13 protein-coding genes are annotated in these 13,072 nt (G+C 74.4%); 9 read left to right on the top strand and 4 right to left on the bottom strand.

Features of this window, described 5'->3' with window-relative positions; all coding sequences use genetic code 11:
- The first annotated feature begins 124 nt into the window (after positions 1–124).
- Positions 125–1,390, top strand: coding sequence for a lectin (locus ACFYZ3_RS10295; RefSeq protein ID WP_388515174.1), 1,266 nt, complete (start codon positions 125–127; stop codon positions 1,388–1,390).
- Between the two features lie 26 nt (positions 1,391–1,416).
- Here ACFYZ3_RS10295 and ACFYZ3_RS10290 read toward each other — a convergent pair whose 3' ends face one another.
- Positions 1,417–1,653 carry a hypothetical protein gene (locus ACFYZ3_RS10290; RefSeq protein WP_115740496.1) on the bottom strand — a complete coding sequence of 79 codons (237 nt, stop codon included), beginning with the start codon at positions 1,651–1,653 and terminating at the stop codon, positions 1,417–1,419.
- 140 nt (positions 1,654–1,793) lie between these two features.
- Here ACFYZ3_RS10290 and ACFYZ3_RS10285 point away from each other — a divergent pair, with 140 nt between their 5' ends.
- The 4 genes from ACFYZ3_RS10285 (at position 1,794) to ACFYZ3_RS10270 (ending at position 6,171) form a co-directional block, all read left to right on the top strand.
- On the top strand, positions 1,794–2,825 hold the full coding sequence (locus tag ACFYZ3_RS10285; RefSeq protein WP_388515973.1) for a PHP domain-containing protein: 1,032 nt from the start codon (positions 1,794–1,796) through the stop codon (positions 2,823–2,825).
- A gap of 55 nt (positions 2,826–2,880) precedes the next feature.
- On the top strand, positions 2,881–3,537 hold the full coding sequence (locus tag ACFYZ3_RS10280) for an HAD family hydrolase (RefSeq protein WP_388515172.1): 657 nt from the start codon (positions 2,881–2,883) through the stop codon (positions 3,535–3,537).
- Between the two features lie 106 nt (positions 3,538–3,643).
- Entirely contained in the window at positions 3,644–4,843 is a 1,200-nt protein-coding gene (locus ACFYZ3_RS10275) for an aromatic acid exporter family protein (RefSeq protein WP_388515170.1), read from the top strand.
- A 296-nt stretch (positions 4,844–5,139) separates the two neighbouring features.
- Positions 5,140–6,171, top strand: coding sequence for an SDR family oxidoreductase (locus ACFYZ3_RS10270; RefSeq protein ID WP_388515169.1), 1,032 nt, complete (start codon positions 5,140–5,142; stop codon positions 6,169–6,171).
- Positions 6,172–6,187: 16 nt separating this feature from the next.
- On the opposite strand, the gene ACFYZ3_RS10265 is transcribed toward ACFYZ3_RS10270, so the two are convergent.
- Together ACFYZ3_RS10265 and ACFYZ3_RS10260 are read right to left on the bottom strand one after the other, a co-directional pair.
- Entirely contained in the window at positions 6,188–6,496 is a 309-nt protein-coding gene (locus ACFYZ3_RS10265) for a hypothetical protein (RefSeq protein WP_003978067.1), read from the bottom strand.
- Positions 6,497–6,559: 63 nt separating this feature from the next.
- Positions 6,560–7,849, bottom strand: coding sequence for an ROK family transcriptional regulator (locus tag ACFYZ3_RS10260; RefSeq protein ID WP_003978066.1), 1,290 nt, complete (start codon positions 7,847–7,849; stop codon positions 6,560–6,562).
- A 189-nt stretch (positions 7,850–8,038) separates the two neighbouring features.
- Between ACFYZ3_RS10260 and ACFYZ3_RS10255 the strand changes: the two genes are divergently transcribed.
- The 4 genes from ACFYZ3_RS10255 to ACFYZ3_RS10240 all read left to right on the top strand — a co-directional run bounded on the left by ACFYZ3_RS10255 (position 8,039) and on the right by ACFYZ3_RS10240 (position 12,251).
- Positions 8,039–8,533, top strand: coding sequence for an FBP domain-containing protein (locus ACFYZ3_RS10255; RefSeq protein WP_388515167.1), 495 nt, complete (start codon positions 8,039–8,041; stop codon positions 8,531–8,533).
- A gap of 105 nt (positions 8,534–8,638) precedes the next feature.
- Positions 8,639–9,895, top strand: a complete 1,257-nt coding sequence (locus tag ACFYZ3_RS10250; RefSeq protein WP_388515165.1) for an aromatic acid exporter family protein — start codon at positions 8,639–8,641, stop codon at positions 9,893–9,895.
- Positions 9,896–9,958: 63 nt separating this feature from the next.
- Entirely contained in the window at positions 9,959–11,011 is a 1,053-nt protein-coding gene (locus ACFYZ3_RS10245; RefSeq protein ID WP_388515163.1) for a hypothetical protein, read from the top strand.
- 34 nt (positions 11,012–11,045) lie between these two features.
- Positions 11,046–12,251, top strand: coding sequence for a lactonase family protein (locus tag ACFYZ3_RS10240; RefSeq protein WP_388515161.1), 1,206 nt, complete (start codon positions 11,046–11,048; stop codon positions 12,249–12,251).
- Here ACFYZ3_RS10240 and ACFYZ3_RS10235 read toward each other — a convergent pair.
- The gene (locus tag ACFYZ3_RS10235; RefSeq protein WP_388515160.1) at positions 12,219–12,944 is read right to left on the bottom strand and encodes a DUF2470 domain-containing protein; all 726 of its coding nucleotides are present in this window, start codon (positions 12,942–12,944) and stop codon (positions 12,219–12,221) included. The genes ACFYZ3_RS10240 and ACFYZ3_RS10235 overlap by 33 nt on opposite strands.
- Between the last annotated feature and the right edge of the window lie 128 nt (positions 12,945–13,072).

Here is a 13,072-nt window from a genome sequence, read left to right as displayed (position 1 = left end):
ACCATCTGGTCCGTACCAAGGTATTGACCGCCCCTTATCTCACTACTTGAATAAAGAGGCGTCATCCCCAACCCCCCACCTCGGTCGGTGCCTTCGCGCGAGGCGCCGTACGGAAGGGAGAGCCGTGGCCCGCCCACGCCTGCTCCGCAGATGCCTCCTCGCCGCCGCCCTGTCCGCCGGGCTGGCCGCGTCCCTCGTGACCGGCCCCGCCCAGGCGGACCCGGAAACCCCCCCGGCCGCCGGGTCCGCCGGGGCCTCGTCCTCCGCGGCCGCCGCCGTGGTCTTCTCCGACACCTTCGACGGCCCGGCCGGCGCGGCCGTCGACTCCTCGAAGTGGCAGATCGAGACCGGCGACAACGTCAACAACCACGAGCGGCAGTACTACACCTCCGGCAACCGGAACGCGGCCCTGGACGGCCAGGGCCACCTGGTCGTCACCGCCCGCAAGGAGAACCCGGCCAACTACCAGTGCTGGTACGGCACCTGCCAGTACACCTCCGCCCGGCTCAACACCTCGGGGAAGTTCACGGCGCAGTACGGCCACGTCGAAGCACGGATGAAGGTGCCGCGCGGCCAGGGCATGTGGCCCGCGTTCTGGATGCTGGGCACCCCGGTGAACTGGCCGGACTCCGGCGAGATCGACATCATGGAGAACGTCGGCTTCGAGCCCTCCACCGTGCACGGCACCATTCACGGCCCCGGCTACTCCGGTGCGGGCGGCATCGGCGCCGGATACACCCTGCCCGGCGGGCAGGCCTTCGCGGACGCCTTCCACACCTTCGCCGTCGACTGGGCGCCCGACTCCATCACCTGGTCGGTGGACGGCACCGTCTACCAGCGGCGCACCCCGGCCGACCTGGGCGGGAAGCAGTGGGTGTTCAACAGGCCGTACTTCCTGATCCTGAACCTGGCGGTCGGCGGATACTGGCCCGGCGACCCGGACGGCTCCACGGTCTTCCCGCAGACCCTCGTCGTCGACCACGTGTCGGTGACGACGGGCGAGACTCCCACCGGCGGCGCGATCCGGGGCCTGGCCGGCAAGTGCGTGGACGTCGCCGCCGCGAACACCGCCAACGGCACGCCCGTACAGCTCTACGACTGCAACGGCACGGCGGCCCAGCGGTGGACGGTGGGCTCCGACGGCACGATCCGGGCGCTGGGCAAGTGCCTGGACGTCGACGCGGGCGGCACGGCGGACGGCACGCTCGTCCAGCTGTGGGACTGCAACGGCAGCGCAGCCCAGCGATGGGTCGTCACGGCCGCGCGCGACATCGTCAATCCGCAGGCCGACAAGTGCCTCGACGTCACCGGCAACAACTCGGCCAACGGCACCCGGCTGCAGATCTGGACCTGCACGGGCGGCGCCAACCAGAAGTGGACGGTCGGCTGAGGCACGGGGCGGGGGCGGGGCTCCGCCTAGCGCGGCGTCCAGGTGAACTTGTCCCCGCCCACCCAGCGGACCACGTCCGGGTCGTCCAGGTCGTGGACCGTGATGCCGAACGCGGCGGCGGCCTCCAGGACGTCGGTGACGGCCTTGGCCTCACCGACCACCTGGCCGTCGATCTCCACGATCCGGAACGGGGGCGGGCCCGCCTGCACCCCGAGCACGAGGATCCGCGGACTGCCGATGTGCGGGCTGTCGATCTCGGTCATGCCTAGAGGGTAGGCCGCAACCCGGGCGAGCGAGGACCCGGCGCCCGGCCGCGGCGCACGGAGCGGCCCCGCTCGTGGTGCGGGCCCAGGCGCTCTGGGGAACCCTGGACGTGCGGGCACAGGCGCGCGAGGAGGTGGCCATGGACCCCGTCGAGGCGCTGGAGCGGATCGCGTTCCTCCTGGAGCGGGCCCAGTCCCCGACGTACCGTGTCCGGGCCTTCCGTACCGCGGCGGGAGTGCTCGGTGGGCTGTCGTCCGCCGAGCTGCGCGAGCGGGCGGGTTCCCTGGAGTCCCTGAAGGGGGTCGGGCCCAAGACGGCGCAGGTGGCGCGCGAGGCGCTGGACGGCCAGGTGCCCGGCTATCTCGCGAAGCTGGAGGACGAGGCGGACTCTCCGCTCGCCCGGGGCGGTGAACGGCTGCGGGAGCGGCTGCGCGGCGACTGCCATCTGCACTCGGACTGGTCCGACGGCGGCAGCCCGATCGAGGAGATGGGCCGGACCGCGGCGGCGCTCGGGCACGAGTGGGCGGCCCTGACCGACCACTCGCCGCGGCTGACGGTGGCCCGCGGGCTCTCCCCCGCGCGGCTGCGCGAGCAGCTGGACGTGGTGGCGGAGCTGAACGCCGCCTGGGCGCCGTTCCGGCTGCTGACCGGGATCGAGTGCGACATCCTCGACGACGGCTCGCTCGACCAGGAGCCGGAGCTGCTGGAGCGGCTCGACGTGGTCGTCGTGTCCGTGCACTCCAAGCTGCGGATGGACGCCCGCTCGATGACCCGCCGGATGGTGAGGGCCGTCCGCGATCCGCACGCGGACGTGCTCGGGCACTGCACCGGCCGGCTGCTGACCGGCCGGGGGCGCCCGGAGTCGGCGTTCGACGCGGACGAGGTGTTCGCCGCGTGCGCGGAGTCCGGCACGGCCGTGGAGATCAACAGCCGTCCGGAGCGGCTCGACCCGCCGCGACGGCTGCTGCGCCGTGCGGTGGCGGCCGGCGTGCTGTTCTCGATCGACACGGACGCGCACGCGCCCGGTCAGCTGGACTGGCAGATCCACGGGTGTGCCCGGGCCGAGGAGTGCGGGGTGCCCCCGGAGCGCGTGGTCACGACCTGGTCCCTGGACGAGCTGCTGGCCTGGACCCGTGAGGGCCGTACACCGGCCGGAGTGGCGAGCCGCTGACGTGGTACCCGCCCGCCGATCAACGGGCCGGGAAGGGACCAGGAGGGAACAGCGCATGGAACGGGCGGCCGTGTTCGACGTCGACGGGACCCTCGTCGACACCAATCACCTGCACGTGACCACCTGGTGGGAGGCGTTCCGGCAGGCGGGACACCGGGTGCCGATGCACGCGGTCCACCGGGCCGTGGGCCTGGCCTCGGGCGACCTCGTCGCCCGGCTGCTCGGCGAGGACCGGGACAAGGAGCAGGACGCGGAGCTGAGCGCCGCGCACAAGGCGCTGTACGGACAGTACTTCGACCGGCTGCCCGCGCTGCCGGGCGCCGGGGACCTGCTGCGCCGCCTGGCCTCGGACGGCTGGAAGGTGGTGCTCGCCACCTCGGCGGGCGGGCCGGAGCTGGGCGCCCTGCGGCGCGCGATCGACGCGGACGACGCGATCGACGCCACCGCGAGCGCCGACGACGTGGACGCGGGCAAGCCCGCCCCGGAACCGGTCGAGCACGCCCTGGAGCTGGCCCGGGTACCGGCGGAGCGGGCCGTCTTCGTCGGGGACACCGTGTGGGACATGCGTGCGGGCAGCCGCGCCGGGGTGCGGTGCGTGGGCGTGCTGTGCGGCGGTCTCCCCCGCGCCGACCTGGAGGAGGCGGGAGCGGAGGCGGTCTACGCCGACCCGGCCGACCTGCTGGCCTCGCTGCGCGGGAGCCCGCTGGCATGAGGCGCCGGTCCCTGCCCCGTAGGCCGCGGTCCCCTCGCCCGCCCCACCTGCCGCGCCCGCCGCTCATCGGGACGGGTCCGCGGGCCACGCGGACGTCCGGCACCGCATGAGCGCTGTGGTACACACGCTCCGGGAGGCACTCCGGGGACGGCGGCCCGCGGCCGCGGTGTGGTGGGAGGCGTGTGCCGTCGGACGGGCCGTCCGCGCCGCCTGGCGGGGGCCGGGGCGGGAACGCGACCTGGTCGTGCAGTCGCTGAAGGCCGCGGGCGCGGCGCTGATCGCCTGGACCGTGGCGGGCGTGTGGCTGGGCGACCCGATGGCGCTGATGGCCCCCTGGGTGGCGCTGGTCCTGGTGCAGGCCACCGTCTACAGCTCGGTGCGGCAGGCCGGGCAGCAGTTCGCGGCGATCTGCGCCGGCGCGTTGGGGGCGTCGGCGGCGCAGGCGATCACGGACGACAACACGGGGGCGCTGGTGCTGTCGCTGCCGGTGCTGATGCTGGTGGCGAACTGGTCGCGCTTCGGCGGGCAGGGCATCTACGCGGCCACCACTGCGGTGTTCGTCCTGGCCTCCGGCACAAGCGTCTCGGCCGCCGCGGTCGGTCACCGGGTGGGGCAGGCGGCGCTCGGGGCGCTCATCGGCGTGGCGGTCAACGCCCTGGTGCTGCCGCCCATCCACCTGCGGGACGTGCGGGAGAACCTCGCGGCGCTGGCCCGGGAGGCGGGCGACCTCCTGCACTCCGTCGCCGCCGACCTGCGGGAGACCCAGTGGGACGCGCAGAGCGCGGCGGGCTGGACCAGTGACGCGGCACGGCTCGAGCGGCGGCTGGAGGCGCTGTACTCCGCCCGGTCGTGGAGCCGGGAGAGCCTGCGGCTGACCTCGGGGCCACTGCGGCGGCTGCACCGCGGGCCCACCGTCGTCCCGCCGGAGGACGAGGACCGGCGGTGGAGCCGGGTCACCGGGAACCTCGGCGCGCTGACCCGGACCCTGGCGGTGGCGGCCGACGAGCACCGGACGCCTGCACCGCCCGAGGGTCCGGTCCTCGACCTGTACGCGCGCCTGCTGCGGCTGATCGGCGACGCCTGTCACGCCGAGGCGGACCGGTGGGCGGGCGAGCGGTCCGAGGCCGATCCGGCGGCGGCCACCGAGGAGACGATGGAGGAGCTGCACCTGCGGCTGCAGGAGGGGCTGCGGGAGCAGGCCGGGCAGGGCGCGGCCCGGACCGCGGTGCTCGGCACGCTGCTGTTGCAGGCGGAGAACCTGTGGGCCGAGATCGTGCCCGAGCCCCGTGAGTCCACCGAGCAGTGACGCACATCACCCCAAACCACGACAGACGGTGGAACACCGGCCGGTCGTTCGCCGTTGAACAGACCGTGGGTACGGACGGGACAGTGTCCCCGGGCCTCACCTATTGCCCACAGGGACGATCGTTCGGCTGAAGCCCTGTGGAGCCTTTCGCCGAGAGGCGACCGCCGTCCGTATCCACCTCGTACCGCCCCGATCGTGATTCCCCCGTCGCGGTCGGGGCTTCTCCTTGCGTGCCCTTCCCGGGCGGCGGGTACCCGGTGCTCTCCGCACGGGCAAGCGGCCGAGAGGAGCACAGGGTGAGCAGCGCAACCGGCAGCAGGATCGTGGTCACGGGTGCCACGGGCAACGTGGGCACCAGCGTGGTGCGGCTTCTCTCCGAGGATCCGGAGGTGGGCTCCGTACTGGGGCTGGCCCGGCGGATCCCCGGCTGGTCGCCGGCGAAGACGGAGTGGGCCGCGGTCGACCTGGCCTCGGAGCAGAGCGACCTGACGGGTCACTTCGCGGGCGCCGACGCGGTGGTCCATCTGGCCTGGGCGTTCCAGCCGACGCACGACCCTGCGACGACCTGGCGCACGAACGTGCTCGGCTCCATCCGGGTGTTCGAGGCGGTGGCCGCGGCCGGGGTGCCGGCGCTGGTGCACGCCTCGTCGGTCGGCGCGTACTCGCCGGGGCCGAAGAACCACGCGGTGGACGAGTCCTGGCCGACGCACGGCTGGCCGGACGCCGCGTACTGCCGGGAGAAGGCCTATCTGGAACGGGCCCTGGACACCTTCGAACGCGATCACCCGGGGATCCGGGTGGTGCGGATGAGGCCGGCCTTCCTCTTCAAGCGGGAGTCGGCCAGCGAGCAGCGCCGGATCTTCGGCGGCCGGTTCCTGCCGGGTCCGGCGGCGCGTCCGGAACTGCTCCCGTTCCTGCCGGACGTCCCCGGTCTGCGGGTGCAGGCCCTGCACACGGACGACGCGGCCCAGGCCTACCGGCTGGCGGTGCGGTCCGCGGACGCCCGGGGTGCGTTCAATCTCGCGGCCGAGCCGCCGGTGGACGCCGAGTTGCTGGGCGAGCTGCTCGGGGTGCGCCCGGTGCGTCTGCCGCGCACCGCGGCCCGCTCGGCGATCGCGGCCGCCTGGGGGATGCGGCTGCTGCCCGCCTCACCGCACCTGTTCGACGCGGTGCTGCGACTGCCGGTCATGGACTGCACACGGGCGCGGGTGGAGCTGGGCTGGCGCGCGACGCGCACCGCCACCGAGGTGCTGGAGGAGTTCCTGCGGGGGCTGCGACAGGGCGCGGGGGCGGACACGGAGCCGATGCGCGGACGCAAGGTGGGCTGAGCCGCGCGGGCCGGCCTCAGCCGGAGGACTCGTCGGGCACCGGGTGTTCGGGGTGTACGGCAGCCGAGTGCGGTGCACCCTGGCGGCCCGTGCCCGCCTCGTCGGTGTCGGGTACGTCGGGCACGGGCCCCGTCTCCGCGTCGCCGGCGCTCTCCGCGTCGTCCTCGGGCCGTTCACCGTCCGGGCCCTGCCGGTGCTCGCTCTGCTCGCGGGTGGGCGAGGCGGCCTCCCACGGGTCGTCGTGGTCGCCGGCCTGCTGGTCGGGCATGTCGCGCGGGACGGGGGCACCGTTCTCACCCGGTCCTTCGTGGCGGTGGTCGGACACGGCGCGCTCCTTCCCGTGGGTCTTGGAGCGACGTCGGGTACCTCATCGGCGACCGGCGAAACCTCAGTGCGGCGCCCGCTCCTCGAGCGCCGTGCGCCAGGCCGGGACCGGGTACTCGGGGGCCGGTTCCGGGCGTCTGCCGCCGCGCGCGAAGAAGTCGGCCAGGGGCAGGATCGCGGCGCCGACGGTGACCGCGTCCGGACCGAGCCGCCCCAGGTCGACGGTCACCTTCCGGGCCGGGTGGCGCAGCGCGTACGACACGGCGTGGCGCCGTACGGCGGGCAGGAAGCGGGCGCCGAGCTGGAGGCCGGCCCAGCCGCCGATGAGGATGCGCTCCGGCTGGAAGAGGTTGATCAGGTCGGACAGGCCGGCGCCCAGGTACTCGGCGGTCTCCTCCAGGACGGCGAGCGCCACCGGGTCGGCCGCCGCGCCGTCGGCCGGGTAGGCGGCGGCGAGCATCGCGGTGAGGGCGGTCTCCTCGTCGGTGCCCTCGGGCACCCGGCCGCCCTCCTCCCGCCAGCGGGCCAGCAGCGACTCCGCACCGGCGTACGCCTCCAGGCAGCCGAGTGCTCCGCAGCGGCAACGGCGGCCCCTGACCCGGACCGTCAGGTGCCCCCACTCGACCGCCCGGCCCTGCTCGGCCTCGGGGGTGACGAGGCTGGCGCCGACACCCGAGCCGAAGAGGACCACGACCGCGTTGCGGGCACCGCGCCCCGCGCCGAACCACATCTCGGCCTGGCCGAGGGTCTTGGCGCCGTTGTCGATGAGCCAGGGGACGGTGTCGGGCAGTGGTGAGCCGGCGCGGAGCAGGGCCTCCAGCGGGACCGCGTCCCAGCCGATGGTCTGGCCGTGCACCACGGCACCGCGGTCGGCGGTGTGCTCGACGATGCCGGGGACGCCGATCCCGGCACCGAGCAGCCGCTCGGGCGGGAGTCCGGCCGTGGCCAGCACCTCGGCGATGCCGTCGCGGACGTGTCCGACGATGACGTCGACGTCGTGCCGCTGCGGGGCCAGCGGGCGTTCGGCGCGGGCGAGTTCGGTGAGCGTGAGGTCGAACAGTTCGACCCGCACCCGGGTCTCGCCGACGTCCACGCCGATCATGTGCCCGCTGGCGGGGGCCACGCGCAGCAGGGTGCGGGGCCTGCCGCCGTCGGAGTCGACGCTGCCGGCCTCCTCCACCAGTCCGTCGGCGACCAGGTCGGCGACCACGTTGCTGACGGAACCCGAACTGAGGCCGGTCGCCGGGCCCAGCTCGAAGCGGCTGAGCGGTCCGTCGAAGTAGAGCCGTTGCAGCACGGCCGTACGGTTGGCCCGCCTGAGGTCGCGCACCGTGCGCCCGTTCCGCCCCGCCATGTGGCTCCTCCCGTGCCGTGCCCGGTCTGCAAGATACCTCCGCCGGAGGGCCGTACGCGACTTCCCTTTGCACTTAATTCATGCTATGAACTCGCCTCCTCGAAATCCGGTGGCGACTCCGCTCGTAGGCTATCTACGCTAGGCGGAAACCTAGAGATCCTAGGTTCCTTTGACCAAGGGGAGGCTCCCATGAGAGCACTCGACGAGCAGGACGTCCGCACCTCCTTCATCAACTGCTCGAAGGGCGAGGCCAAGCGCCTGACCGTCCCCCGAGACCTGGACGAGCGCCCCTGGGACGATCTCGACTTCCTCGGCTGGCGTGACCCCGGGGCGCCCGACCGCAGCTACCTGGTCGCCGACCTCGACGGGCGCCTCACCGGTGTGGCGCTGCGCTTCCAGCCGGCCCGGAGCGGCTACTTCCAGCGCAGCATGTGCGCGCTGTGCCTGACCACCCACCCCCGGGGCGGCGTGGCCCTGATGACGGCGCGCAAGGCCGGAGCGGCCGGCCGGGAGGGCAACTCGGTCGGCCTGTACATGTGCACCGATCTCGCCTGTTCCCTGTACCTGCGGGGCAAGAAGGTGTCGCAGAGCGGCGCCCGCTTCGAGGAGAGCCTCACCCTGGAGGAGCAGGTCGCCCGGACGCTGGGCAATCTGTCCGCGTTCGTCGCCAAGGTGACCGGCTGACCCGTCCGGCGGCGCCCGGCGCGTGAGAGGGGCCCTGCCGCCCGCGTCCGGCTACCGTCCTGATCGGACACGTTCGAGGCGCCTGCGGAAGGGAACAGCCCGAGGATGCGGGATGTGCTTGAGGCCGCGAGGACGGCTCTGCGGCGGGTGAAGTGGCTGCGGGACCCCATGGTCGTGCAGGCCCTGCGCTCCGCCGCCGCGGCTTCGATCGCCTATGTCATCGCGGTGCGGCTGACCCCCGACAAGTCGGCGGCGCCGCTCACCGCGCCCCTGACCGCGCTGCTGGTCGTCCAGGTCACCCTGTACGCCACGCTGAAGATGAGCTTCCGCCGGGTGAACGCCGTGGTCGCGGGCGTCCTGGTCGCCATCGCCTTCAGCCAGCTGGTCGGGCTGAGCTGGTGGAGCCTGGCCCTGATCATCGTGGCGGCGCTGGGTGTCGGGCACCTGGTGCGCGCCGAGGAGTTCACCGCCGAGGTGGCGATCAGCGCGATGCTGGTGCTCGGCGTGACCTCGCACGGGAGCCTCGCCTGGGCCCGGGTGGTGGAGACCCTGATCGGAGCGATCGTCGGTCTCGTCTTCAACCTGATCCTCGCGCCTCCGGTGTGGGTGGAGCAGGCCGGGGAGTCCGTCGTGGGGCTGGCCCGGCAGGTGCGGCAACTGCTGCTGCGCATGGGCGAGGAGGCCGCCGGCAGCACGCCGTTCCACGAGGCGGCGGCCCGGCTGCACGAGGCACGCCGGCTCGACCACGACATCGGCGAGGTGGACGAGGACCTCCGCCAGGCCGAGGACAGTCTGCGCTTCAACCCCCGGGTGCGCGAGGGGCTGCTGCACCGGGTCGTGCTGCGCACCGGCCTGGACACTCTGGAGATCTGCACGGTGGTCATGCGGGTCCTCGCGCGCAGCTTCACCGACCTGGCCAAGGAGCGGGAGCCGGAGCCCCTGTTCGCGCCGGAGACGGGAGTCGCCGTCCAGCAGCTGCTGTCCGAGATCGCGGACGCCGTGGTGAGCTTCTCGGTACTGGTCACCAGCAGCGTGAGTGAGAACGCCGAGTCCGCGGAGGAGCGGCTGACCGCCGAGTTGCGCCAGGCCGCGGCGACCCGGGACAGGCTGGCCGACCTGCTGCTGGAGGAGGTCCGGCGCGACGCGACACAGTGGCAGCTGCGGGGCGCGGTGCTGGCCGAGGTGAACCGGATCATCGACGAGATGGACACCGAGCACCGCTCCCGCCGGCTCCTGGAGGAGCTGGACCGCCACACGCGCGAGCAGCGTGAGCGCATGCCGCGGCTGACCCGGCTGCGGGACCGGGTGCGGGCCGCGCTGCGCAGGCGGAACCGCGGCACCGCCGCCCGGCGTTCCCCTTGAGGGACGACGGAACGACGCGCGGCCGACGACGGCGCGTGAACGGCACGATGAGGGGGCGTTCGGATGACCGACACCAGTGTGCGGATCGACGGCAACCGGCTGACACTGCCCGGTGGCGCGACGGTCCGCTTCATACGCACCCTGCGGCTGCCCGAGACGGGCACGCACCCGCTGCCGCCCGGGCTCGGCGAGTTCCCGGTCCGCCGGGTCTGCGACTACGCCGACAGCGTGCCCGAGGCGTGGCGGGCACGGGGCGGCGTGATGCTGCCGGTGTACCTGCGCGAGGCCATGTGGCTGAGTTTCGCGGGCACTCGGGAGCCCGCCGCGCTCCAGGTGGGGGTGGGCAAGGTGTGCGCGGTCTCGGGCAGGCCCTGGAGCGACCGGCTGTCCCGGGATCCGCAGAACTACGTGGTCCTTCCCCGCCAGCCCTGGCTGGACGGCATCAACTCCGGGACCGGCACGGTCCGTCAGTTCGTGGCGGTGCCCCTCGGCATGGGGGCGACCGTCGAGGGCCAGGTCACCGGTGAGGAGGTCTGGGGCGGCGTCCAGTTGCAGGCGTTCACCCTGGGCGACGCGGAGCTGGCCCGCTGGCGCGAGGAGGAGCGGCGGCGTGCGGAGACGGCCCGCAGGGCGGCCCGTTCGGGCGGGGCCCTCGGCGCTCCGGCACCGATGTCGGCCCCGGCCGCCCCGGGCGCGGCCCCGGGCTACGGCGCTGCTCCCCGGGCCCGGTCGGCGCCCGCCATGGGGCTCGGTGTCGGCGGCTCCATGCGCCAGGAGGTGTACCGCGACCAACGGCCGCTCACGGACTGGGCCGAGCGGCCGGCGGGCCGGGTCTTCGTGCACCTGGTGACGCCACCCGAGTGGCGCCGCATCACCGGCGAGGCGCCGCCGCCTTCTCCCGTGGACCGGGCCGCGTACACCCGGGCCGGCCTGCCCTGGTACGACTACTACGACCAGGACGCCCACGACCTCGCACCCACCGGGCCGCTCCAGGACGTGCAGCCGGTCGGGGACTGGATCGGCGACGACCACGAGCCGTGGCAGCCGCCCGCGCCCCACCAGGTCCACCCGCTGGGGGACGCACCGGGCAAGCCCGTGCAGGACGGGGACTGGTAGGGCGCGAGGAGCGGAACGGGTACGGGAGGGCGGCATGGACGGCTACGGCTGGAGCAGGCGGCGCTTCGTCCGGCTCCTCGCCCGGACCGCCACCGCGGCGGCGGCTCTGCCCGCGGCGGCGTGCGGCGGCCCGGCGGGGACGCGGACGCCGGCCGCGACGCCCACCGCAGCCCGCGCGAGCGAGGGCGCGTCCGGCAGGGAGCGGGCGGACTCGGGCCCGCGCCCGCTGCTCCTCGGCACCTACACCTCCGCCGAGGGCGGCGGCAAGGGCATCGGGCTCGCCGCGTACGAACCCGGCACCGGCCGGATCACCGGCCACGGCCTCCTCGCCGAGGTCGACGACCCCTCGTACCTGGCGGTGCATCCCGACGGCCGGACCCTGTACGCGGTCGGCGAGCGCGAGGAGGGGGCGGTGACCGCCGTCCGGCTTGCGGACCACAGGGTGCTGGGCAGCCGGAGCACCGGCGGCGCGGCACCCTGCCACCTGTCGGTGCACCCCGGCGGGCGCTGGCTGTTCAGCGCCAACTACGGCTCGGGAAGCGTCGCCGTACACCCGGTCGACGCCTCGGGCGCGCTGGGCGAGCGCACCCACCTGGTCACGCACTCCACTCCCGCGCCGGGCCCGGGACAGCGAGGCCCGCACGCCCACCAGGTCGTCACCGCCCCGGACGGGGGCCACGTCCTCGCCGTCGACCTCGGCACGGACACCGTCTACACCTACCGCCTGAACGAGGGCGCGGGGACCCTCACGGAGGTCGCGCGGGCAGGGACCCGGCCGGGCGCCGGGCCCCGGCACCTCACCTTCCACCCCGGCGGACGCCACGCCTATATCGCCAACGAGCTCGACGACACGGTCGCGGTCTGCGCGTACGACCCGGGGACGGGACGCCTGACCGTCGGCGAGGCACAGTCCACCGGGGCGGGACCGGGCACCAACCACCCGGCGCAGCTCCTGGTCACGGCCGACGGCGCGTACGCCTTCCTGGCCAACCGGGGGCACGACAGCCTCGCCCGGTACGCGGTGGAGGCGCAGGGCGCCCGCCTCCGGCTGCTCGGGACCGTACCGGTGGGCGGCGGCTTCCCCCGGCACATCGCCTTCTCCCCGGACGGCGGGCTGCTGTTCGCGGCCAACCAGCGGTCCGGCACCGTCGCCGTGTTCCGCGTCGGCGCGGACGGCGAACTGCGCCCCGCGGGCGAGCCGTTCGCCTCACCCGGCGCCGTCTGTGCGCTGCCGCTGTAGGGCCCGGGGGCAGGAGGCCGCGCCCGCCTGGGCGAGCAGCACGTGGACCCGCTCCGTGAGCTGTGCGATCTCGTCGGCGGGCGCGTGGAACGGCAGGCGTACGTCGCCGTGGTCACGGACGCGTTCGACGCGCAGGGTCAGTCCGTGCCGGTCGACGGCGAGCGGCCGCACCCGGACCGCTCCGTGCAGGCTGTCCGGGTCGACGAGCCGGGTCAGCCGCTGCACGGCGTCGTCGTGGCAGTCGGCGAGATGGGTCAGCAGCCGCGCCTCGGCCAGGGCCAGCGGATCGGGCTTCGCGGCGCCGAACTCGTCGACGTCGACCACCACGGCGCCGGACGGCCGCCGCAGCACCACACGGGTGGGCCGGAAGGCCAGGTGCCCGTCCGTCACCGCGAACCAGCCGGCGAGCCAGAGCCTGGCCCTGATCCGGCCCCGCACCGGGACGGGCGCGACGTCGGCGAACTCCAGCACGGCGGACGGCTCTCCGCGCGGCGCGCACACCGCGGCGGCGAGCAGCGCGCTGTCCTCCGGCACGTGCAGGAGCACCCGGCCGTCCTCGGCCACGGTGTGCGCGCCGACGAACTCCTCGCGGCCGCCCTCCGCGGTCACCGCGCAGGACCAGGCGGCGGCGAGCACGGAACGGGCCTGTTCCGCCGCGCCGGGTGCGGCCGTCCAGGTGTGGCTGTCACCCATCCCAACCTCCGTTCACAGTTCATTAGGTAAGGCTCACCTAACTTAGCGGAGATCGGGGCGTGCGCCAACCACGACACGGCCGGACCCGCGATCCGAAACCTGGGACCTGGGACCCGCGACCGGAACCT

Source organism: Streptomyces sp. NPDC001599 (assembly GCF_042893535.1).
Taxonomy (GTDB): domain Bacteria; phylum Actinomycetota; class Actinomycetes; order Streptomycetales; family Streptomycetaceae; genus Streptomyces.
Note: the sequence above shows the minus strand (reverse complement) of the source record. Positions and strands in the feature narration are given on the sequence as shown.